The 21694-nt window shown below is 71.1% G+C and carries 22 protein-coding genes and 4 pseudogenes; 15 read left to right on the top strand and 11 right to left on the bottom strand.

Annotated elements, in window-relative coordinates:
* The first annotated feature begins 490 nt into the window (after window positions 1-490).
* From ABTZ94_RS10000 to ABTZ94_RS09970, 7 genes are all read left to right on the top strand, one after another.
* On the top strand, window positions 491-1081 hold the full coding sequence (locus tag ABTZ94_RS10000; protein WP_351199324.1) for a DUF5134 domain-containing protein: 591 nt from the start codon (window positions 491-493) through the stop codon (window positions 1079-1081).
* 86 nt (window positions 1082-1167) lie between these two features.
* Window positions 1168-2103 carry a M56 family metallopeptidase gene (locus ABTZ94_RS09995; RefSeq protein ID WP_351199322.1) on the top strand — a complete coding sequence of 312 codons (936 nt, stop codon included), beginning with the start codon at window positions 1168-1170 and terminating at the stop codon, window positions 2101-2103.
* Between the two features lie 33 nt (window positions 2104-2136).
* Window positions 2137-2835 (top strand): phosphatase PAP2 family protein, encoded by a 699-nt coding sequence (locus tag ABTZ94_RS09990; RefSeq protein WP_351199320.1) that lies wholly within the window; start codon window positions 2137-2139, stop codon window positions 2833-2835.
* Window positions 2836-2854: 19 nt separating this feature from the next.
* Window positions 2855-3556 carry an HAD family hydrolase gene (locus tag ABTZ94_RS09985; RefSeq protein WP_351199318.1) on the top strand — a complete coding sequence of 234 codons (702 nt, stop codon included), beginning with the start codon at window positions 2855-2857 and terminating at the stop codon, window positions 3554-3556.
* Window positions 3557-3625: 69 nt separating this feature from the next.
* Complete coding sequence (locus ABTZ94_RS09980) at window positions 3626-3805, top strand: hypothetical protein (RefSeq protein WP_351199316.1); 180 nt, start codon at window positions 3626-3628, stop codon at window positions 3803-3805.
* Window positions 3806-3882: 77 nt separating this feature from the next.
* Window positions 3883-4425 (top strand): DUF305 domain-containing protein, encoded by a 543-nt coding sequence (locus tag ABTZ94_RS09975; RefSeq protein WP_351199314.1) that lies wholly within the window; start codon window positions 3883-3885, stop codon window positions 4423-4425.
* A 77-nt stretch (window positions 4426-4502) separates the two neighbouring features.
* Window positions 4503-5915 carry an FAD-dependent oxidoreductase gene (locus ABTZ94_RS09970; protein WP_351199312.1) on the top strand — a complete coding sequence of 471 codons (1413 nt, stop codon included), beginning with the start codon at window positions 4503-4505 and terminating at the stop codon, window positions 5913-5915.
* A 172-nt stretch (window positions 5916-6087) separates the two neighbouring features.
* On the opposite strand, the gene ABTZ94_RS09965 is transcribed toward ABTZ94_RS09970, so the two are convergent.
* Window positions 6088-6468: an ArsR/SmtB family transcription factor gene (locus tag ABTZ94_RS09965; RefSeq protein WP_351199310.1), complete on the bottom strand. Its 381-nt coding sequence runs from the start codon at window positions 6466-6468 to the stop codon at window positions 6088-6090.
* Window positions 6469-6615: 147 nt separating this feature from the next.
* Between ABTZ94_RS09965 and ABTZ94_RS09960 the strand changes: the two genes are divergently transcribed.
* Complete coding sequence (locus ABTZ94_RS09960; protein ID WP_351199308.1) at window positions 6616-7002, top strand: transcriptional regulator; 387 nt, start codon at window positions 6616-6618, stop codon at window positions 7000-7002.
* A gap of 17 nt (window positions 7003-7019) precedes the next feature.
* Here ABTZ94_RS09960 and ABTZ94_RS09955 read toward each other — a convergent pair whose 3' ends face one another.
* The 4 genes and pseudogenes from ABTZ94_RS09955 to ABTZ94_RS09940 form a co-directional block, all read right to left on the bottom strand.
* On the bottom strand, window positions 7020-7433 hold the full coding sequence (locus tag ABTZ94_RS09955) for an acyl-CoA thioesterase (RefSeq protein WP_351199306.1): 414 nt from the start codon (window positions 7431-7433) through the stop codon (window positions 7020-7022).
* Between the two features lie 259 nt (window positions 7434-7692).
* On the bottom strand, window positions 7693-8790 hold the full coding sequence (locus ABTZ94_RS09950; RefSeq protein ID WP_351199304.1) for an NADH:flavin oxidoreductase/NADH oxidase: 1098 nt from the start codon (window positions 8788-8790) through the stop codon (window positions 7693-7695).
* Window positions 8791-8963: 173 nt separating this feature from the next.
* Complete coding sequence (locus ABTZ94_RS09945) at window positions 8964-9344, bottom strand: hypothetical protein (RefSeq protein WP_351199302.1); 381 nt, start codon at window positions 9342-9344, stop codon at window positions 8964-8966.
* 36 nt (window positions 9345-9380) lie between these two features.
* A pseudogene (locus ABTZ94_RS09940) lies at window positions 9381-9638 on the bottom strand (hypothetical protein); the annotation flags it as partial.
* Here ABTZ94_RS09940 and ABTZ94_RS09935 point away from each other — a divergent pair.
* Together ABTZ94_RS09935 and ABTZ94_RS09930 are read left to right on the top strand one after the other, a co-directional pair.
* A pseudogene (locus ABTZ94_RS09935) lies at window positions 9639-9842 on the top strand (substrate-binding domain-containing protein); the annotation flags it as partial.
* Between the two features lie 88 nt (window positions 9843-9930).
* A complete protein-coding gene (locus tag ABTZ94_RS09930; RefSeq protein WP_351199300.1) occupies window positions 9931-10473 on the top strand; it encodes a GNAT family N-acetyltransferase in 543 nt (180 codons plus the stop codon).
* Here ABTZ94_RS09930 and ABTZ94_RS09925 read toward each other — a convergent pair.
* Window positions 10461-10758: pseudogene (locus tag ABTZ94_RS09925) on the bottom strand (hypothetical protein); the annotation flags it as partial. The gene ABTZ94_RS09930 and the pseudogene ABTZ94_RS09925 sit on opposite strands and share 13 nt — an antisense overlap.
* A gap of 211 nt (window positions 10759-10969) precedes the next feature.
* On the opposite strand from ABTZ94_RS09925, the gene ABTZ94_RS09920 reads away from it, so the two are divergent.
* Window positions 10970-12058, top strand: coding sequence for a WD40/YVTN/BNR-like repeat-containing protein (locus ABTZ94_RS09920; protein ID WP_351199298.1), 1089 nt, complete (start codon window positions 10970-10972; stop codon window positions 12056-12058).
* 112 nt (window positions 12059-12170) lie between these two features.
* Here ABTZ94_RS09920 and ABTZ94_RS09915 read toward each other — a convergent pair whose 3' ends face one another.
* Window positions 12171-12848 (bottom strand): uracil-DNA glycosylase, encoded by a 678-nt coding sequence (locus ABTZ94_RS09915; protein ID WP_351199296.1) that lies wholly within the window; start codon window positions 12846-12848, stop codon window positions 12171-12173.
* Between the two features lie 147 nt (window positions 12849-12995).
* On the opposite strand from ABTZ94_RS09915, the gene ABTZ94_RS09910 reads away from it, so the two are divergent.
* Window positions 12996-14072, top strand: a complete 1077-nt coding sequence (locus tag ABTZ94_RS09910) for an N-acetylglucosamine kinase (protein ID WP_351199294.1) — start codon at window positions 12996-12998, stop codon at window positions 14070-14072.
* A 119-nt stretch (window positions 14073-14191) separates the two neighbouring features.
* Window positions 14192-15115, top strand: a complete 924-nt coding sequence (locus tag ABTZ94_RS09905) for a sirohydrochlorin chelatase (RefSeq protein ID WP_351199292.1) — start codon at window positions 14192-14194, stop codon at window positions 15113-15115.
* A 98-nt stretch (window positions 15116-15213) separates the two neighbouring features.
* On the opposite strand, the gene ABTZ94_RS09900 is transcribed toward ABTZ94_RS09905, so the two are convergent.
* From ABTZ94_RS09900 to ABTZ94_RS09885, 4 genes are all read right to left on the bottom strand, one after another.
* A complete protein-coding gene (locus tag ABTZ94_RS09900; protein ID WP_351199290.1) occupies window positions 15214-16296 on the bottom strand; it encodes a lactonase family protein in 1083 nt (360 codons plus the stop codon).
* A 125-nt stretch (window positions 16297-16421) separates the two neighbouring features.
* On the bottom strand, window positions 16422-17927 hold the full coding sequence (locus tag ABTZ94_RS09895) for an FUSC family protein (protein WP_351199328.1): 1506 nt from the start codon (window positions 17925-17927) through the stop codon (window positions 16422-16424).
* A gap of 518 nt (window positions 17928-18445) precedes the next feature.
* Complete coding sequence (locus ABTZ94_RS09890; protein WP_351199288.1) at window positions 18446-19609, bottom strand: acyltransferase family protein; 1164 nt, start codon at window positions 19607-19609, stop codon at window positions 18446-18448.
* Window positions 19602-20579, bottom strand: a complete 978-nt coding sequence (locus ABTZ94_RS09885) for an alpha/beta hydrolase (RefSeq protein ID WP_351199286.1) — start codon at window positions 20577-20579, stop codon at window positions 19602-19604. The genes ABTZ94_RS09890 and ABTZ94_RS09885 overlap by 8 nt, the downstream gene beginning before the upstream one ends.
* Before the next feature lie 230 nt (window positions 20580-20809).
* Here ABTZ94_RS09885 and ABTZ94_RS09880 point away from each other — a divergent pair, with 230 nt between their 5' ends.
* Together ABTZ94_RS09880 and ABTZ94_RS09875 are read left to right on the top strand one after the other, a co-directional pair.
* Window positions 20810-21295, top strand: coding sequence for an Lrp/AsnC family transcriptional regulator (locus ABTZ94_RS09880; protein WP_351199284.1), 486 nt, complete (start codon window positions 20810-20812; stop codon window positions 21293-21295).
* Between the two features lie 128 nt (window positions 21296-21423).
* Window positions 21424-21621 (top strand): annotated as a pseudogene (locus ABTZ94_RS09875) (hypothetical protein); the annotation flags it as partial.
* Window positions 21622-21694 lie beyond the last annotated feature (73 nt).

The raw sequence follows: 21694 nt of genomic DNA, 5'->3' as shown, positions 1-21694 counted from the left end.
GAGAGCTCGGGGAAGGAGCGTCGTTGACTGACGACAACGCCGCAAGCGGAGTCGCAGGGCGTCGGGAGCCCGCTCCCTATCGTGGGGGAGGTCGTAAGGGCTGGGCACCTTCTCCAGGCCGCCGTCGTGATCCGCGAACAGGAGGCGCAGGTGGTGACGGAAGCCGTCCACGGCGGGAAAGACGGCCCGCAGGGCTTCCGGAGCGCCGCGGAAGGTGGGGCCTCCACGATCACGGTGTCGCGCCTCCGCAATGGCCGGTTTCTTCGGCGCCCCGCCCAGGGAACGGCTCCCCACCGAGCCCGCCATCACCGACCAGGCACGCGCCTTCAAGTCCATCGCGCTCGGCTGACCGAGCCGGCGGGAGCACACTGCGCGGCGAGGAACACCCCTCCACGCGCTCCCCGTGTACCTCAGTGCGCCGCGTACGACGGTCCGGGCCCGGGCATCGACTAAGGAGGACCGGCGTCATACGTCCAGGGGGAGGTGCGCTGTGCACGGACCGGCGATGTCCGGCTGGCTGCTCATGGCGTTGTGCGCAATGACGGGCGCGTACTGCCTGCTGCGCACGCGCAGCGAGACCGGGGAGGGGCGCAGGACGGCACGTGCGGAGGCGTTGATGGGCTTCGGCATGGCCGCCATGGCGGTGCCGGCTGCCGTCGTGACACCACCTGTGTGGGGGTGGGCGGTGTACGCGGTGCTGTTCGGCGCTGCCTCGTTGCGCGCGCTGTGGTTCTCCCGGCACAGCAGGCACCATCTGCACCATCTGGTCGGGTCGTCGGCGATGGTCTACATGGCGCTGGCGATGTCGCCGGGCGCTGGAGGGGCGCACGGCGAGCACGGCGGACACACTGGCCACGCTGTCGTGGCGACGGCCGGAGGCATCCCCCTGCTGACCGGACTGCTGCTGGCTTACTACGCGGTGTATGTGCTGCGTTCGGGGGCCCGGTTGATACCGGTTGCGGCCACGGCGGGCGGTGGTGGGGGGCCGGTCGGGGGCGGCTGGGGCGCATGGCCCGAACTGGCTCTCGCCTGTCGGCTGACGATGGGGATCGCCATGTTCGCGATGCTGCTCACTTTGTGAGACAGGGGGCGGGCAAAACCGTGGCGTGCGTCACTTGCCGTGCGCAGCCATACCCGTGGCTACCGCGCCACTCATAGGCTGACGTCATGTTGGTCTCCCTCGTGCTGCTGCTGCTCGGTGCACTGACCGCCATCGTGACTCCGCGTCTGATGGCGCGGGCTCAGTGGCCGGAGCGCGAGCCGGTCGTTGCGCTGTGGGTCTGGCAGTGTGTGGTGGCCGGGGTGCTGCTCTCCTTCGCGCTCTCCATGACGTTCAGCGCGGCCGCGGCCTGGCAGGCGGTGCGCGGGCATGTGTTCGCGCCGGCGCCGCGCGCCGTGGTGGAGGCGTATGCACTGGGCGGGCACGGGCGGTGGTCCGCGGCCATGGCCGTGCTGCTGGCGCTCGGCGGGGTGTGGACGGCAGCGATGCTGACCCGGGAGATCCACCGCGCCCAGGTGCGTCGCAGGCGACGCCGCGCCGAATTGCTGGTGCGTTCCCCGCTGATGCCCGGGGAGGAGCCCGGCAGCGGCCGGCTCGTCGTACTGGAGGGAGAGCGTCCGGATGCCTGGTGGCTGCCCGGTGCCGCACCTCAACTGGTCATCACCACCACGGCACTTGCCCGCCTGAAGGGTCGCCAGCTCGATGCGGTGCTGGCTCATGAGCAGGGACACGCGAAGGCCCGGCACGACTGGCTGCTGCACTGTTCCGGCGCACTCGCGATCGGGTTTCCGCAGGTGCCGGTGTTCGCGGCCTTCCGCGACGAGATGCACCGGCTGGTCGAACTGGCCGCGGACGATATGGCCTCGAGGCGCTTCGGACGGCTCACGATCGCTCTCGCCCTGGTGGAACTCAACGAGGACCGTGGCGTGTTCGGCCCGTGCCCGACGCCGGACGCTCAGCTGCCGCAGCGGGTGAACCGGCTGCTGACCCCGGTGGAACGGCTCACCGCGGGCCGTCGGCTCCGGCTGACCGCGGCGGCCGCTCTGGTACCGGTGGTTCCGCTTCTGGTGGCATTCATACCGGGACTCAGCGCACTGGGATAGCCGGGTGCGCGGATCGTCCGCGAAGATCACCCCATGCCCTCCCCGCCGCTCGCCCCACCGGCCCGCACCCGCTCCGCCGTCACGCCTTTCGGCACGGCCGTGGTCTGTGCGTCTGCCGCCCTGGTCCTGCTGATCCTGGTCGCCGTGCGCTGGTCGCCGCTCATGACGCTGGACCGTACGGTCGCAAAGGCCCTGCACCGGAGGGCGGTCACCGAACCCGGTCTCGTCCACGCGAACCGGATCCTGACCGACTGGGTGTGGGATCCGTGGACCATGCGCGCCCTGATCGCGATGGCCGTGGTGGCGCTGTGGTGGCGCGGGGCGCGGGCGCTCGCGGTGTGGGTGGCGGTGACGAGCGTGCTGTCGACCCTCCTGCAGCAGGGGCTGAAGTCCGCGGTCGGCCGGGAGCGTCCGCGGTGGCCGGACCCGGTGGATTCCGCCCACTACGCGGCGTTCCCCTCCGGTCACGCGATGACTGCGATGGTGAGCTGTGCTCTGCTGCTCTGGCTGCTGCGACGGCACGGTACGGGCCCCCGGATGTGGCGGACGGCGCTGGCGGTGGCCTGGGTGTCGGTGATCGGGGTCGGCGTCACCCGGCTCTACCTGGGGGTCCACTGGTTGAGCGACGTCCTGGGCGGCTGGCTGCTGGGAGCGGCCCTGGTCGGGTTCTCCATCGCCGGGTTCGCCCGGTACGAAGGGCGTGGCGGACCTGCCTTGCAGCAGCGCTCCTGAACCGGGAAGGATCGCGTCCATGCAGATCAAGGGTGTGCTCTTCGATTTCTCCGGGACCCTCTTTCGTATCGAATCGGTCCGGTCCTGGCTGCGCGCGGTCCTCGCCGAGCGGGAGGTGACAGTGAGCGCGGCCGACTTCGAGCGATACGCGCGGGGGCTCGAGGCCGCCGGGGCGTTGCCGGGCGGCCCGCCTCCCCAGCACGTTCCTGCCCGGCTCGCATCCGTGTGGGCCACCCGCGACGAGAGCGCGGAACTCCACCGGAAGGCGTACACGGGACTGGCCCGGCGGGTGGCTCTGCCGGATCCGGGGCTGTACGACGCGCTGTACGAGCGGCACAGATCACCTGCCGCTTGGCAGCCCTACCCGGACGCGGCGGAGGTGCTCGGCGCGCTGCGCGACAGCGGCATCCGAATCGGCGTGGTCAGCAACATCGGCTGGGACCTGCGGCCCGTCTTCCGGGCACACGGCCTGGACGTCCTGATCGACGCCTACGTCCTGTCGTACGAGCACGGCATCCAGAAGCCGGACGCACGGCTCTTCCACACGGCCTGCACATCCATAGGGCAGGATCCGACGGTTGTGGTGATGGTCGGCGACGACCGGCGCGCCGATGGCGGGGCGGCGGCGCTGGGCTGCGATGTGCGCCTTGTGCAGCATCTGCCGGTGGAGGAGCGGCCCGATGGGCTGCGGATGCTGGGACTGCTGCCGGGCATTGCCTGAGAGACATGTGAGAGATGTCCCCGACACCCAATGGGTCGGATTGTCACATCGGGGCCTTAGCCTGTACGTATGTCCCGTTCTCCGTGCTCCTCCGATTCCGTGCGTACCGCCGCTGTGGTGAACAAAGAGATTCGTGACCTGTGGCAGCGCTCCGGCGGCTGCCTGTCCCCGGAGGACGAGGAGCAGTACCAGCGGCTGCTGGTGGAATGGGCCGCGGCGACCGGCAAAAGCGCCAGGACAGCCGCCTGACGCAACCGCCGGTTGCGGCGTCCCGCCGGGCGGGAGGGTCCGCCCGGCGGGACGCACTCGGTGCGCGGTGGAGCGGGATGGTGTCGGCCTTCGGTTGCGGCGCCCGGAAACCGGGCGAGCCCGCGCGGACCTTGCCCGCCGCGGAGGCCTCGAAGGCGGCCGGGGCCGACACCCCCGACTCGGCCGACTTCCGATATGTGCAGATGATGATCCAACACCACGCCCAGGCACTGGAGTTGACCGGTCTCGCCTCCGCCCGCTCCGACTCCCCCGCGGTCAAGCGGCTCGCCAAGCGCATCACCGCAGGCCAGAAGCCGGAGATCGGCGCCATGGAGGGATGGCTCAAACACAATGGCGGAGAGAAGCGCAAGAGCGGCCACGATCACTCGGCGATACCCAAAATGGCGACCCCTGCGCAACTGGAACAATTCCGGACGGCGGACGGCGCGGCCTTCGACAAGCTCTTCCTGAAGTTGATGATCACCCACCATCGGGGAGCGGTCACGATGGCGACGGAGCTGCTCTCGCGGGGGAACTCCGTGCAGGTCGAGGAGGTGGCCGGGGACGTCGTCGCCCAACGGACGGTGGAGATCGACAGAATGCGCGCGCTGCCGTCCTGACCGCACCCCGGGCGCGCCTCTCCCCCTCCCCGGCCGCCGGTGCCATGCTTGAGGCATCCTGCGGGAAGAGGTGCGCCGTGCTCCGTGTCGCCGTCGTCGGCTCCGGTCCCAGCGGGGTCTACACCGCCCAGGCCCTGGTCGAGCAGGACCGGGTGCCCGATGTCCGGGTCCATGTGCTGGACCGACTCCCCTGCCCGTACGGCCTGGTGCGCTACGGCGTCGCCCCCGACCACGAGAAGATCAAGTCGCTGCAGAACAGTCTGCGGACCGTCCTGGAGCACGAGCGGATCACCTTCCTCGGCAATGTCGAGGTGGGTGGCGACGGGATCCCGCCCGAACGGATCGGCGAGCTCTACCAGGCGGTCGTGTACTGCGTCGGGGCGGCGACCGACCGCGGCCTCGCCGTCCCCGGCGAGGACCTGCCCGGCAGCTGCTCCGCGACCGAGTTCGTCTCCTGGTACAGCGCACACCCCGACGCGGCCGCCAACAGCTTTGCGCTGCAGGCCCGTTCGGTCGTGGTGATCGGGGTCGGCAATGTGGCGGTGGACGTGGCGCGGATTCTCGCCCGGAGCGCGCAGGAGCTGCGCCCCACCGACGTGCCGCACGGGGCGCTCGGCGCGCTGGCCGGAAGCCGGGTGCGCGAGGTCCACATGGCGGGCAGGCGCGGACCCTCCCAGGCCCGGTTCACCACCAAGGAGCTGCGGGAGCTGGGCGCGCTGCCTCGGGCGCGGGTGGTGGTGGACGAGGCGGAGCTGGCCCTCGACCCGGAGTACGTCGATCCGTCCCCCCGGTCGACGCCGGCCCTGTCCTCACCACCGAACGCGCCGCCCTTGACGGCGGCGGCGCGGCGCAATGTCGAGGTCCTGCGCGGATGGGCCGCGGCCGGCATCGCAGGTGCGGGCGCGCAGGGGGACCCACTGCGCACGATCCACCTGCGGTTCTTCCTGCGCCCCGTCGAGCTGCTGGAGCGCGACGGCCGGGTGGCCGGGGTGCGGTTCGCCCGTACCGTGCCGGACGGCAGCGGGGGCGTGCGCGACGCCGGTACGTACGAGGACATCGAGGCCCAGCTCGTGCTGCGGGCCGTCGGCTACCGCGGGCTGCCGCTGCCCGGCCTGCCGTTCGACCCGGCGCGCGGGACGGTGCCGCATCTGGCGGGGCGGGTGCTGCGGGACGGGGTGCCGTCGCCCGGGGAATACGTCGCCGGTTGGATCAAGCGGGGGCCGACCGGAGTGATCGGGTCGAACCGGTCGTGCGCGAAGGAGACGGTGGCATCGTTGCTCGATGACGCCAGGCTGCTCGCCGGGCGCCCGTCGGCACCCGATCCGGTGGTCGCGCTGCGGGCGTGGGGGCTGCGCCCGGTGGAGTGGGACGGCTGGCTGTCCATCGAGCGGGCGGAGACGGCGCTGGGCCGGTCGCTGGGCCGGGGGCCGGTGAAGATCCCGGACTGGGCGGGGCTGCTGAGCGCCGCGGAGGGTGGCGACCGGGGCTGATCGTGAGGCCAGGACCGACCGGCACATGAGAGGCGGCGTCGCGGGGCACCGGTCGCGCACATTCGCGGCGTGGTCGTCAGTCGACAACGCTCCGCGTTGCCTCCCTCCTCCGCCTTGCGACGCACCGCATCTGACGCCGCGCGACGATCCACCAGGGATTACGGGGCAACCCTCAGCGGTCCTCGCCGATGCGCTGCACCTGCCGGTTCGCGGCGTCGAGGACGCTGTCCAGAAGACCGGGGAACAGCGCCTCCAGATCGTCACGGCGCAGCCCGTTCATCTTGGCCGTGCCGCGGTAGATCTGCTGGACGATCCCGCTTTCGCGCAGCACCCGGAAGTGGTGCGTGGTCGTCGACTTGGACACCGGCAGGTCGAAGCGGGAGCAGGTGAGCTCGGCATCGGCGGCGGCCAGCTCGCGGACCACGCGCAGCCTCATCGGGTCGGAGAGTGCGTGGAGCACACCCTCGATGCGGATCTCGTCCCGCGCGGGGTGGTCGAGCGAGCGGCCGCCGACCGCAGCGGCGCTTGCGGCAGGGGCGCCGGCTGGGGTCACGATGGCTCCACTTCCTGGCTTGGTCCGGTCTCTCACCATACGAGACCCATCGTAGTTTGAGATTCATCGTACGACGGATCCGGCCGCGCATCACCCGGGGCAGGCGGCGCGCGATGCCGCTTCACGGGCGTCTGTGAGCTCTTCCATGTGGAGCTCCGCCCAGGCGCGTACCGTGTCCAGCACCTCAAGGTGCTGCGCGAAGCGGGGCTGGTCCGCATCGCCGAGACGCGCCAGATCCGCGGCGGCACCGAGCAGTACTACCGGCGCACGGCCCGCCGCATCGTCGTCGCCGAACCGCAAGGCGCAGGCACCCCGGCGATGTTCGCCGCGGTCGCCCAGGAGCTGAACCACTCCCCCACCGAGACGCATCTGACGCTGCGTCATCTCAAGCTGAGCCCCGCGAAGGCACAACAACTCGGCGAGACCCTCGCCCGGCTGGTCGACGATGCCGAGGAGGACGCCGACGATCAGCCTGTGCTCGGCGTGCTGGTGACGCTTTATCAGCAGGTCGGCCCGACCGCCGGGACCGCATAGCCGCGGGGGCGGCCGCGTCAGCCGCTGAGCAGGTCCGGATTCTCGGCGAGTGAGGCGAGATGTCCGGCCGGATCGGCGATCAGCTTGCGGGACGTCAGGTCGAGCATCCCCGCCACACCCGTGACCTGCGCCGCGACCGTGTCGTCCTCCTTGAGGATCTTCTGCGCGACCTTGAACGTCTTCCCTTCGCCGTATACGAACCGGCAGGTCACCCGTACCCGGTCGCCACCGCGGAGTTCCCGCAGGAACTTCACCGTCGTCTCGAGGGCCACCGGCCCGACGCCGCTGGCCAGCAGCTTCTCCTGCGGCAGGCCGGCAGCGCGCAGCAGCTCCCAGCGTGCGTGCTCGGCGTACTCCAAATAGACGGCCTGGTTCAGATGTCCCTGCGTGTCGAGCTCGTAGCCCCGGACGGTCACGGCGCATTCCGCCATTCCCCCGCACCCGCACAACTGCCCACGTCGCAGCTCTTTACGCACCTGTCGCGCCCAGGCAACTTCCCACCGCAAGAGAGTGCGGCAAAATTCTGACCGCGGCCGATCGCTCTGCTGCGCGACCTCTTCCGCGCCCGGCAGCGCTGACGGCGCTCGACTCGGCACCGGCGCCGCGGGCAGACGCACCGGGCCCCACCGTACGCACGGCGAGGCCCAGGTGCAGTGCCCGGTGCAGCCCCCGGCTGCGGCCGTCCAGTTGTCAGACCGCGCGGAGGTACTGCTCCGGCGTGCGGAGTTCGCCGCCCAGTTCGCGGGCTGCGTGCTGGGCCCACGACGGGCTCCGCAGCAGCTCGCGCCCGAGGAGAACCGCGTCCGCCCGGCCTTCTGCGATGATCTTCTCGGCCTGCTGCGGCTCGGTGATCAGGCCCACGGCCGCCACGGGGAGCGAGGTCTCCGCCCTGACCCGCTCGGCGAAGGGAACCTGGTACCCCGGACCGGCCTCGATGCGGGCGCGCGGGGCGTTCCCGCCACTGGAGACATCCAGCAGGTCGACACCGTGGGCCTGGAGCTCCTTGGCCAGTCGTACGGTCTCGTCGACGGTCCAGCCCTCGCGCTCGTCCTCGTCGTTCTCCGTGAGCCAGTCCGTCGCGGAGATCCGGAAGAGGACGGGCAGTTCCTCCGGCCAGACCTCCCGCACCGCGTCGACGACCTGCAGGGCGAATCGGATGCGGTTCTCGAAGCTGCCGCCGTACTCGTCGTCACGCCGGTTCGTGTGCGGGGAGAGGAACTGTCCGACGAGGTATCCGTGGGCTCCGTGCACCTCGGCGACCTCGAAGCCCGCGTCTAGCGCGCGGCGGGCAGCCTCGCGGAACCGGCCGACGACGCCCTGGATCTCGTCCACCGTCAGTTCGTGCGGCACAGGGTGACCGTCGTCGAACGGCAGCGGGCTGGGGGCGACGGGCGTCCAACCGTACGCGTCCGGCCCGACGGGACCGCCACCCAGCCAGGGGGCAGCCGTCGACGCCTTGCGACCGGCGTGGGCGAGCTGGATGCCAGGAACCGATCCCTGCCCCTTGACGAAGTCCGTGATCCGGCGGAAGGCGGCCACCTGGGTGTCGTTCCAGATGCCGAGGTCTGCCGGGCTGATCCGGCCCTCGGGGCTGACAGCCGTCGCCTCGGTGAGGATGAGTCCGGTTCCACCGACGGCGCGCGCCGCGAGGTGGGCGAAGTGCCAGTCGGTCGCGACGCCCGCGTTCGGCCCCGCAGGTTCGGCGCTGTACTGGCACATGGGCGCCATCCACACCCGGTTGGGAATGACGAGCGACCGCAGGGTGTAGGGCTCGAAAAGGGCACTCACGTCGGACTCCGTTTCGACGGGTACGGAAAAATCGTTAGTACGATACATCTCGTACTACGACACCTGTCAAATTACGACGTGCCTCGTACAAGGGCGCGGCATGAGTGAGGCCCATTCCCGGTCCGTTTCCGGCCAGGAATGCGCCTCACGCGCCGCTGAGCGGCCGTATGCGGCTATCCCCGACGCCTCAGCGTGATCGCGGCGTCCGCGTCGTAACCCTGGGTCCAGCTGCGTCCGGCACCCGACTTCCAGGTGACATGGGCGGTGGCGCCGTCGATCCTGACGCCCTCCACCGTCATGGCCCGGTCGCCGTCCCGCACATCCCCTCGACGCAGTGCGCGCGCCTTGACGGTGACGGGCTCCGCCGACTGCGCGCTCTCGGCCTCGTCCGCCGCGAGGATGAGCGCCGCCGCCAGTTCCCGGGCTCGGGCGGGGGCGCAGATGACAGTGAGCTCTCCCGACGGTGCCACGCCCCGGACCTGGACCCTCGCCCCGATGGGGGTCACCTCCAGGGTCGCTGGGTGTCCGTCGCGGTCCTCGATGCCATTTGTCATCGCTCTGCTCTCCCCTTGCCCGGTGCGCCCTCCGGCTCAGTCCGGCCGGAGGCTCTCCGGCGGGCCCAGACAGCTGGGCTTGAGGCCGCCGGTGTCGACCACCAGGTTCTGCAGCACCACCGCCGGGTCGACCATCCAGAATTTCAGCACATGGACTCCGGACCGGCCGATCCGGTGCACCGTACTGGTGACGTTGACGCTGTCCGAGGCGTTGCGGGCCCACTGGACGTTCATCGTGCCGTCGTCGGAACCCGTCACCGCCGTGACGTTCACCTTCTGTGGTGCGTCGTCGTCATCCCGGAGGACCTGGGCGTCGTCGGGCTCGACGATCCGCCCCTCACCCGCTGGATCGGACCACCGCTCACCAGAGTGCGCCAACCGCTCATCGAGACGGCCGAGACCGCCGCCCGTCTGGTCCTGAACCTCGGCCGGGGCGACCGGCCCGCGACCACCCGCGTCGGCCTCGCCACCAAACCGGTGGTGCGCAGCAGCCCCGCCGCCGCCTTCCTGCCCGCACCCCGTTCACCTTGTCCGACCTGCACTATTGCGTTGCGGGCCGGACCGGACCCGCGTACCGTCCCCCGTCATGACGACACCCACCCTGCGCACCGGGCGGTTGCTCCTGGAGCCGTACACACCTGCGGACGAGGACGGCTTCGTGGCGCTCTTCCAGGACACACGGGTTTCCCGGTGGATGGGTGACGGACCCTCTACCGAGGCCGAGGACCGCGCCCTGTTCGGACGGGTCTTCAGCAAGGTGTACGCACAGGAGCTCTTCGACGTATGGGCCGTGCGACAGGGCGGCCGTCTGGTCGGTCATGCGGAGATAAAGCCTTCCCCGGCACCGGAGGTGGACGGCCACGAGATCGTCTACGCCCTGGCTCCGGACGCATGGGGGCAGGGGTTCGGCACCGAGATCGCGCAGACACTGACCTCGTACGCGTTCGACACCCTCGGGCTCACCGAGGTGCATGCGACGGTGGCCGCCGAGAACGCAGCGTCGTTGGCGCTGCTGGGCCGGATCGGCTTCCGGCACGTCCGGGACACGGTGGAGGACGACGGCAGCACGACCCGGGTCCTGACGCGCTCCGTCGGCGGTGGCATCGCCGGGGTCGGTCAGCCGCGGTAGACGTCCAGGCGGCCGCACATGCCGAACTTTCCGTACGCGGAAGGCTGTTCGGCGTGCACACAGGCGTCGGCGGGGTAGCCGCTCTCGCCACGCGCCAGAGCGTCGAGCTGTCCGCCGGTCGTCGAACGTGGCGGCGGCCCCCTTCCGCTTCCTGGCCCCCGCTGTGCTCCATGAGGACTACGATGCGCAGCCCGTCCTCGTTGACCAGGCGGTGATCGTGCCCGGCGTGAACCGGACCAGGGCACCCGGGGCCAGTGGCGTCTGCCGGAAACCCGACGCGGCGAGGATGCACCGCGCCCGCGAAGGTCGGCACAGCCGCTCCTCGGTCTCTCCGCATTGACGCTGAGCAAGCGCTCTCCATGCCTGCTACGCCGCACCTTCGCCGACCGTGGAAGCAACAGGGTCCTGGGGTCCGGAGCTGCCCTGCGGGTCACTGTCAGTGGTGGGGTGCAGACTGGCCCTTATCCGATACAACGGCGTTTCGGGAGGTTCGGCCATGGCCGACGTATTGCTCACTGTAGGCACCCGCAAGGGACTCTTCATCGGCCGCCGCCGCGGTGGCGCGTGGGAGTTCGACGGCCCGCATTTCAATGCCCAGGCGATCTATTCGATCGCCATCGACACCCGCAGGCAGATCCCTCGACTACTGGTCGGCGGGGACAGTGCGCACTGGGGCCCGTCGGTCTTCCGCTCCGACGACCTGGGCGGCACCTGGGTCGAACCGGAGCAACCGGCCGTGAAGTTCCCGCAGTTCACCGAGGCATCGCTGGAGCGGGTCTGGCAGCTGCACCCGGCGGGCCCCGAGGCACCCGATGTCGTGTACGCGGGGACCGAGCCGGCAGCGCTGTTCCGTTCTGACGACGGCGGGGTGTCCTTCGAGCTGGTCCGCCCGCTGTGGGAGCATCCGACGCGTTCGAAGTGGGTGCCGGGCGGGGGCGGTGAGGGTCTGCACACCATCCTCACGGACCCCAGGGATGCCAGGGCCGTGACGGTCGCGGTCTCCGCGGCCGGGGTGTTCCGTACCAAGGACGGCGGTGCGAGCTGGGCTCCGTCGAACAAGGGAGTGTCGGCGGTCTTCCTCCCCGACCCGAATCCGGAGTTCGGTCAGTGCGTCCACAAGGTGGCCCGGGACGCGGTCGATCCCGACCGGCTCTACCTCCAGAACCACTGGGGAGTGTTCCGGAGCGACGACTCCGGGGACAACTGGACGGACATCGGCCGGAGCCTGCCCTCCGATTTCGGTTTCGCCGCAGCCGCGCACCCGCACCGCGCGGACACGGTGTACATCTTCCCGATCAACGCCGATGCCGACCGCGTGCCGGCCGAGCACCGCTGCCGGGTCTTCCGCACCGGCGACGCGGGAAGCACCTGGGAGCCGCTGTCGGCGGGCCTGCCCCAGGAGACGCATTACGGCACGGTGCTGCGCGATGCGCTCTGTACGGACGACGCCGATCCTGCGGGCGTCTACTTCGGCAATCGCAATGGTGAGGTGTACGCGAGCGCGGACGACGGGGACAGCTGGCAGCAGCTCGCCTCGCACCTGCCGGATGTCCTCTGCGTCCGGGCGGCGGCCATCGGTCCGTGACCGCCGGCGGACACGTGACGTGACACGCAGGTGATCCGAGGACGTGACACCGGCCCCGAGAGGGAGCCGGTGTCACTCCGGGGCCGGCGGAACGCCGGGGCGATTGCCCTGTCTACGGCAGCTGCCAGTCCACCGGCTGGGCCCCCTGGCGGAGCAGAAGTTCATTGGTACGGCTGAACGGGCGCGACCCGAAGAAGCCGCGGTCCGCCGACATGGGCGAGGGGTGCGCAGACTCGATCGCCGGGAAGTCGTCGAGGAACGGCCGCAGATTCCGGGCGTCGCGCCCCCACAGCACGGACACCAGGGGCTTGCCACGCGCGGCCAGGGCCCGGATGGCCTGCTCGGTCACTTCCTCCCAGCCCTTGCCACGGTGCGCACCGGGTTTACGGGGCGCCGTGGTGAGCGCCCTGTTCAGCAGCAGCACACCCTGGCGCGTCCACGGCGTCAGATCGCCGTTGGACGGTCGCGGGAGCCCCAGGTCCGTGTGCAGCTCCCGGAAGATGTTCTCCAGACTGCCGGGCAGCTGACGCACCTCGGGGGCCACGGAGAAGCTCAGTCCCATGGCCATCCCTGGTGTCGGATAGGGGTCCTGACCGACGATCAGGACGCGTACCTCGTCAAAGGGTTGCTGGAATGCGCGCAGAACGTTCGCGCCGGCCGGCAGATAGGTGCGGCCGGCTGCGACCTCCGCACGCAGGAAATCTCCCATCGCGGCGACGCTTCCGGCCACAGGGGCCAGCGCCTCGGCCCACCCGGGCTCAACTACTTCATTCAACGGTCGTGGTGCCACGAAACATCACTCTACCGGCGTATCGAACCCGTTCCCCGCCCGGGTGTTGGCTTCCGCGGCCGGTGGTCCCGTGCACCCCGATTCCCGCGTCCGGGACTCAGGATAGGCTGCCGCCGTCATTCCTCGATTCTTTCCTGGAGTCGGTCCATGAGCTCACGCAAGCGTTCGCCGGAGAGCAGTGGTGCTCGCCCGCGTCCCGGCGGGGCGACGCGCACGCGGGGGCCGTTGGTGCTCGGTGTGGACTCGGGCGGTTCCGGGCTGCGGGTGGCGCTGGGCACCGTCGGCATGTCCGCCCCGGTGGGCACAACGGTCTGCGCCGAGCCGGTACGCACGGGACCTGCGGGGATCGATGCGGGCCATCTGCTGGAGCAACTGCTGCCCGCCGCCCGCCGGCTGCTGGAGCAGCACGGCGGCGGTGACGGCTCCCAGATCGCCGCCGCGGCGATCGGCGCCGCCGGTATGGCGACGCTCGGCGGACAGCTGCGCGCCGAACTGCCTTCGGCCCTGGAGAGCGCGCTCGGGGTGTGCCGGCTGGCTCTCGCCGCCGACGCGGTGACTGCTTACGCGGGGGCGGTCGGTCAGCGCCCGGGGGCGGTCGTCGCGGGTGGCACGGGCCTGATCGCGCTGGGTACGGATCTGACGAGCTGGCGACGGGCCGACGGCTGGGGTCATCTGCTGGGTGACAGCGGCGGCGGCGCCTGGATCGGGCGGGCCGGGCTCGATGCGGGCATGCGCGCCCACGACGGGCGGCGCGGTGGGTCCGCCGCGTTGCTGGCCCGGCTGGAGGCGGTGTTCGGCCCGGCGCCGCAACTGCCGGGACTGCTGTATCCGCGTGCCGACCGGCCTGCCGTGCTGGCCTCGTTCGCGCCCGAGGTCGCCGCGTGCGCCGGGCATGATCCGGTCGCCGCGGGCATTCTGCGCGAGGCCGCCGGACATATCGCGGAGGCTGCCGCAGCGGTGTACCCGAAGGCCGGGGCCGACGACGAACCGTGCGAAGTGGCCCTGACAGGCGGCTTGTTCCGGATGGGCGATCCGCTGCTCGTACCGCTACGAGAGGAACTGTCCCGGCAGCTCCCGCAGGCACGGCCGGTCCCCGGTTCGGGTGATCCGCTGACCGGTGCGCTGGCCATCGCTCAGGCGTTGGCCGCCGGGGACCTGCGACTGCCCCACCATTCGACGCTGCTCTGCGTACCCGGTTACGGGCCTGGGCAGGAGCACGGGTAGGTGCCGACAGAGCAGGACAGTCAGCCAGTAAGCCTCCCATCGGATAAAAGCGGACATATGACGCCTGACTGGGCCCTCCCCGAACAGAGGGGCATCCAAAACCAGTAGCATGCGGCGCCATGAGCACCCCCACTGGGCCCGCTTCCGGCCTGCCTGTACGAATGCCGCGACCTCGCCAGTCCGGACGGCACCGCCGCCCGGAGCCCGTGGTCGCACCCGAGGGCGCTGCCGCGCTCGTTCTCGCCGTTCCCGGTACCCCCTCTTCGGCCACGCGCAGCCTGGCCGAAGAGGTGATCAGCATCGCCCGTTCCGAGCTGCCCGGCCTCAATGCCCGGATCGGCTACCTCGACGGCGACGATGCCGAGTACCCGAAGCTCTCGTCCGTACTCAATCACAGCGCCGCCGAGCGCATCGCGCGCTTCGAGCAGGCGCAGGCCGCGGGCCGCGAGGTCGCCGAGCCCGAGGGTCCGTCCGCCGTCGTGGTGCCGCTGCTCGCGGGGCCGGACAGCGCCCTGATCCGGCGGATACGGCAGGCCGTGATGGACAGCGGCACGCAGGTCGAGCTGACCGATGCGCTCGGCCCGCACCCGCTGCTCGCCGAGGCGCTGCACGTACGCCTCTCCGAGGCCGGTCTGGCCCGCGCCGACCGTGCCCGGCTCTTCACGGTGGCCACGGCCGCCGACGGCATCGTGCTGGCCACGGTGGGTGGCGAGGAGGCCGTGCAGGCCGCCGGGATCACCGGCATGCTGCTGGCCGCCCGGCTCGCCGTACCGGTGATGGCCGCCGCACTCGATGTGGAGGGTTCCGTCGCGTCGATCGCCGAGCAGCTCACGGGCTCGGGCTCGGTGCAGCTCGCGCTGGCTCCGTACCTCGTCGGGCCCGAGGTGGCCGAGGGGCTGCTGGATGCCGCCGCGAAGGAGGCGGGCTGCGCGACGGCCGAGCCGCTCGGCGCGTATCCGGCGATCGGCAAGCTCGTGCTGTCGATGTACATGACGGCGCTCGGTATCACGCCGACGACGCCGCAGGGTGCTCAGGCGCGCTGATCCGGTGCCGGGTGCGCCCGGCAGCCGCTTGTCGTCGATCGCCGGGCGGGCTTGATCCTTCCGGCCCGCCCGGCGATTCGGCTGTGCGTGTCCTGGTGTCAGGCGAAGATCACGCAGGACGCGGCAGGGGCCTCCAGCGAGCCCGCGCGGCGCGGGATACCGGTCGCCCGGTCGACGGCGAACCAGCTGACGTCCCCGGACCGCTCATTGGCCGCGTACAGCCATCGGCCGGTGGGATCGAGCGCGAGATCGCGCGGCCAGTGCCCGCCGCAGCCCACGGTCGTGACCAGGGTCGCCTTCTCGCCCGTTCCGTCGAGCGCGAGAACGGAGATGCTGTCGTGCCCCCGGTTGGCCGTCCAGAGGAACCGTCCGTCGTGCGAGACGACCACCTCGGACGGGTAGGTCGCCGTGTCCCCGCCACGCGCCGATTCCTCGGGCAGCACGGACGTCTCAGCGACCGGCTCCAGGACTCCCGCGGCAGCGTCCCACCTGCATGTGGTGACGGTCGGTTCGAGTTCGTTCAGGATGTAGGCGTGGCTGCCCGCAGGATGGAAGGCCAGGTGGCGCGGGCCCGTGCCCGGCCGCAGGGCCGTCTCGCCGTGCAACCGCAACGCTCCGGTGGCCGTGTCGAGCGCGCAGATCCGTACGGAGTCGGTCCCAAGGTCCACGCTGAGCACCCAGTTCCCCGACGGGTCCGGCAGCACCTGGTGGGCGTGCGGGCCCCGCTGACGGTCGGCGTCCGGACCGCTGCCCTCGTGCCTGAGCACGGCGGTGACGGCGCCGAGAGAACCGTCCTTCCGCACGGACAGAGCGGTGACGCTGCCGGAGCCGTAGTTGGCGGTGAGCAGATGACCGCCCGCGAGCGCGAGATGAGTCGGACCGTTGCCTTCCACCGGCCGGATCTCACCGATCGGCTGCGGCACATCGCCGGTGATGTCGAGTGCGGCGGCCGCACCGTGCTCGGTCTCGCTGACCGTGTAGAGCACCCTGCCGCCCGGACCCGGGTGGCCCAGGACAAGATACGAAGGATCGGGCACGGTGTCCGTCGAGCCGAGGACGGTCAGGGCCCCGGTCTCCTGATCCACGGCGGCGGCGGTGATTCCCCGCCCGCCCGCCGAGGTGAACGACCCGATGAATGCCCGTCCTGCGCCGTTGTCGCTGCCCGCCGCGCTGCTCGTCACCGCACTACCCCTCTCCGCCGACTGACCACGACCGTTCGTACCTCGTGATCTTCCCGGGCGACGGTAGCAGTCGACCCACCGAGGTCTAGACCAAGACCGCTGCCGGCCGGCTCTGCGCGGGCGATTCACACACCGATCAACGGGGCGCGCGGATCGCTGTGCAGCGGTGCGGCGAGTTCGGCGAGTGCCCGCTCCAGACCGTGCAGGTGGGCGAGCGCGGGTTCTGCGGCGGCCGGGTGCGGCGGGATGCTCGGCATGCCCGCCCTGTACGGCAGATCCGGGGCCGTCAGCGCCTCCACGGAGGCTTCGACACGCCAGCAGGCGGCAGCGAGGCGGGCGTCGTGGGACGCTTCCGGGTCCGCGGCGACAAGGGCCAGTCCCCGCACCTCCCGTGCACATGTGTCCAGCAGAGCGAGTACCTGTCCTGCGCGGGCCTTGCGGGCGCGCAGTGGGCTCAGCGGGTGCACCAGCGGGGCCAGGGACAGCCGCACCCGCCCGAGGAGTGCCTCCAGCTCGGCGATTCGGGGCGCCGGGTCGGCGGTCGTCGAACCGGAGAGCCGCGCTGCGGCTTCGGCCGTGCAGGCGTGCACACAGCGCAAGGCCCGCTGGATCCATGCGTCGGTCGTGGCGTGTGTGGTGACCGGCAGCACGAGGAGCACCGCGAGCATCGCACCGAGCGCTCCAGCACCGGTCTCGGTGAGCCGCAGCATGAGCAGGGCCGGGTCGAGCACATCGAGGAGTCCGTAGAGAGTCCCGGCCATCACCGTCACCGAGAACACCATCCAGGTGTACGAGACCGCAGCGGTGTAGAAGATCCCGAAGACGCTGATCGCGACGACGAACGCGCTGGGCACGGCAGCACCGTGCAGCGGGACGACGACGGCCAGGCCGATGGGGATGCCGATCAGTGTTCCCAGGACCCTGCGGAAGCCACGCACCAGCGTCTCGCCACGCGAGGCGGTGTTCACGAAGACCCACCATGTCGCGCCCACGGCCCAGTACCAGCGTTGCTCGGAGAGGAGCAGCCCCGCGGTGAGTGCGAGGGCTCCGCCGACGGTCACCTGAATCGCCTGGCGCGTCGTCGCGCGGGCCAGCCCCTTGCCGGTCACCGGGGTGGCTACGACGGCGGCGGGCAGCCGACGCTCGTAGCACCACAGCCCGAAGCGGACGGCCGACGATGCCAGCAGGGAGAGGGCGACCGCGGTGTACAGCTCGGGCAACTGCCCGGGCAGCGTGTGGAGGAACTGCGTGGTGAAGAAGGCCATGAACGCGAACACGCCCAGTGAGTGGCCGCGCGGCCCCCATCGCCGGGCGTACACGCCCAGGCCCATGACCGCGAGAAAGGCCACGTCCCGTGCCAACGGATAGTCGTGCAGCCCCGCGGCGAGGGCGAGCACAGGGAAACCGACGGCAGGCAGCAGGGCGGTGGTGATCGCCTGATCGCGCACCGTGGCGTCCAGCACCGTGAACAGGGCCAGCAGCGCGGCAAGGCCGCCGGTGATGGCCGCGAAGAGCGAATGACCGGCCAGGCCGCACACCACGACGGCCAGACCGATGCCGAGGACGGCCCGGACACCGCTGCGCAGCCGCAGTCGGCCCGGGTCCGGGGAAACGAACATCCTCTTCAGCACGGCATGCTCCCGCTTCTGCACACCGGCCCTGCGCACCGGCATGAAAAAGGCGCCGCGGGGATCCGCAGCGCCATCGACGGGGTACATCACAGCACCTCTGCGACCTGTGGCTCAAACGAGCGACGAATCACTGGGCCATTGGCTCAATCATTGGCCGCTGATATGCGCCACGGGTAGGCCAACGGACCTGAACGGGGGTCGAACGCTGCCCGCGGAGCCCCGGCACACGCGTGGCCGTGTCAGCGCGGCGCGAGGGCGTGGTGATGTCGGGGGCGGCCCGACCCGGCTCCTGGAGCGGCCGCGTTGGCTGGACCGACGGCCGGCGTTCGTGGTGCCGCCGGTGCTGTTCACGGTGGGCCTGTTCCGCTTTCCACGCGGGCGAGTACGCCTTCGGCCACGGAATGGGCGTACGACTCGGCATCCAGTCGGCGGCGGTCATCGCCCGCAAGGTGCGGCGCAGTGCCCGCAGGGCCTCCGTCGACCGCTTCACCACGTCGTCCCGCTCCACGGGTCGCACCTCAAACCCGACGCGCCGCCGCTGACCCCGCGGAACGCCCCTTGCGGACGACCACGCTCTTCTTTCGCGGCCGCCCCTGCTCGTAACCACGGAACGCCGCCCAGCACACCAGCAGCGCCATGGCGAACACGGGCAGCCAGGCGAGTCGGGCGAGTACCCAGCCGGGGGTGTCGGGGACGGTGTGCAGGCCGGTCAGGGTCCCGCCCAGCAGCAGGCCGGTCGCGGTGACCGCGATCATCGCGGTCTGGTGCCACAGGAAGATCGTCATCGCGGAGAGGCTCACCGTCGCCACCGCCGCCCAGGCGGCCGGGCGCTGCAGCACCCGGCGCAGCGGGCCGAGCAGCAGCAGTGCCGCTCCGCACTGGGTGAGGCCGAAGGTGACCACGGCCAGGGTCGGCGGGTCGAGGTTGGAGATCTCCAGGCCGGGCACACCGACCATGGCTGCGGGGTAGCCGGCCCAAAGGACGAGTCCGGTGGTGGCGGCGGCTCCGCCGAGCAGCAGTGTCCAGCCGGTCCTGCGGCTGTGCAGGTCGCCCCGGGCCCAGGCCGCGCCCAGGCAGTACGGGACCAGCCAGCCGGCCACTACGTTGACCGAGGCGAAGTCGCCGGGCGCGTCCAGGCCGAACCGGTAGAGGTCGGTGATCAGCACGACGGCGAACGGCCACAGCGGATGCAGCTTCGCCACGAGCGGGGTCACCGCCGTCAGCGCCGCGAAGACGACCAGGAACCAGAGCGGGGACCACACGAGCTTGCACAGCGCGCGCACGGTGTCCTGGTCCGCTCCGGAGGCGAACATCGTGCACGCCGCCACGGTCCATACGACCAGCACGACGACAACCGGCCGCAGCAGCCGGGTAATGCGCGCACGGAGCCAGCGGCCGTAGTTCTCGCCACGCGCGCGAGCGGAGGCATAGCTCTTCGCGCCCACCTGTCCGCCGACCAGGAAGAAGACGGCAAGGGTCTGGAACACCCAGGAGACCGGGGTGAATTGGGGCATGTACTGCAGCGGGCTCGAGCCGTGCATGGTGCCGCTGTCGACGACCTGTGCGGTCACCAGCCAGTGGCCGAGAACCACGCCGAGGATGGCGATGGCGCGCAGGGCGTCTATCGCGCGGTCACGGTCGGCAGGAGTGGCGGAGTCGATCCGCCGGACGAAGTCACGCATGGCGCTCTCCCGAGGGTTCTGCGGGCATGGCCGTTCCGGCCACGATCCGGGCGATACTCTTCAGCGGTAAGGAACCGGGCTTCAGGTAGTCGCTGTGGCCGCCGTCGCCTGCCGCGAAGATCTCGGCGCCGAACCCGGGCGAGACCGGGTCCGTGCCGAACCCGATGTCCGCAAAGGGAAGTCGGAGCTTCATGTGCGGAACGTCGGCGACCCAGTCGTCGCTGCCACGGCCCGCCCAGACGGTGGCCGGGGTGTGCAGGTCTGCGGCGTTTCCGTAGCCGGTGCCGGGGCTCCCGTACAGGACCATGTCCGCGACCCGCAGTCCGTGCGCGGCGCGGGCGCAGACGACGGAGCCGTAGGAATGACAGACGAGGGAGGTCCGGGCCGCAGGCCTCAGGCTCAGTAACTCCCCCATGAAGTGGCGTAGTTCGGGGGCCGCCTCGTCGGCCCGCTGAGAGGTCACCGAGGCCGGACCCGGCATCGTCGGCGGTTTGTATCCGAGCCAGGCGACGACGGCCGACCGGTCGCCCAACTCGCTGTGGAGTGCGAGCGCACCGTTTCGCAGACGCCAGTAGTGGTCGATGCCGATGCCCGCGCCGGGGACCAGAACGGCGATCCGTTCGGCGTGGGACAGGTCGCCGAAGACCTCGACGCTGCGGCCCCCGTCACGGCCGTCGAAGGAGAGGAAACGGCGGGCGGGATCGGCCATGACGTGCAGCGCGGCAGCCCGCTTGCGGTCGCCGTGGTCGGCCGCTGCCCGCTCGGCCGCCCCTATGTCGGCGCGGGTCGCGCCATACCGCGCGGTGAGGGCCTCGGGTGCAGCGGTACGCAACGGACCCTGGACGGTCGGAGCCGGTGCCGGTACGGCCTCGGGGTCGACGGCTCCCACTATCGGCACGGCCACCGAGGCGGCCGCCAGTGCGGTGAGCAGGCCGCGACGCAGGCGGCTGCTGTGCGGATGGGACGACATGGCGGGCTGTTCCTTCCGTACCGGATGGCTGCAGTGCTTCGGGTACAGAAGCTATGGACAAGGCCTTGTAATCCGCGTCCCACCGGGGAGTGAGCCTTTTTTGTAGCTCTGCAGGACTACGGGTATGAGACGGGAGCCGAGGCGGCGTCGGATCGGTCCTACGGGGCCGCTGCCGGGCCATTGGTACAGTCGCAGCCCGGCTCGGCCTACCAGGAAGAGACCAACGGACCATGGCGGTGGACGCCCTCGACACTCGCATCCTGCGGTTGCTCATCGAGCAGCCGCGTACCAGCGTGCGTGAGTACGCACGCATTCTCTCCGTTGCCCGGGGCACCCTGCAGGCCCGTATCGACCGGCTGGAGCGGGACGGTGTGGTCACCGGAACGGGCCCGGTCCTGTCCCCCGCCGCGCTGGGTCACCCGGTGCTGGCCTTCGTTCATCTGGAAGTCACCCAGGGGCATCTGGACGAGGTCGGTGAGGCGCTCGCCTCGGTGCCGGAGATCGTCGAGGCCTTCTCGACCACGGGCGGCGGCGATCTGCTGGCCCGGGTGGTGGCCCGCGACAACGGGCATCTGGAGGATGTGATCCAGCGGCTGATCCAACTGCCCGGTGTGGTCAGGACGCGTACCGAAGTGGCGCTGCGCGAGCGGGTGCCGCACCGGCTCCTGCCGCTGGTCGAATCGGTGGGCCGCACGGCCGCCGGCAGCCCGAAGTGATCAGCGTCTCGGCCTGCTGGATGCCATGAACTCCCGGCGCATCCCCGTCCTCACTCTCGCCTTCGGCCTCGACGCCACGCTGGTGGACAGCGAGCCGAACCTTTACGAGGCGACGCGCCGCCTTCTGGAACGACTGTGTGGTCGTGGAGGACGCGGCGCCCGGCGCGGCCGCAGCGCATGCGGCGGGCATGCGCTGCATCGCGATTCCCTATGCGGCGGCAACGGCCTCCGATCCGGCGTTCACGGCAGCCGGTCTGCTCTTCGCGGAGGCTTCTGACCCAGCCTTCGCTCCCGGCAGGCGCAGTCCGTTCGTCGATACCTGGTGAGGAATCCGCGGCGCTACCACCCGGCTCAGCCCCTTCGGACAGCTGAGCGGCTGCTCGGCGTGTCGTCGAGGTC

The organism is Streptomyces sp. NPDC002785, assembly GCF_040295565.1.
Lineage (GTDB): Bacteria > Actinomycetota > Actinomycetes > Streptomycetales > Streptomycetaceae > Streptomyces.
The sequence above is the reverse complement of the archived record's forward strand: the minus strand, read 5'-3'. Positions and strand labels throughout refer to the sequence as shown.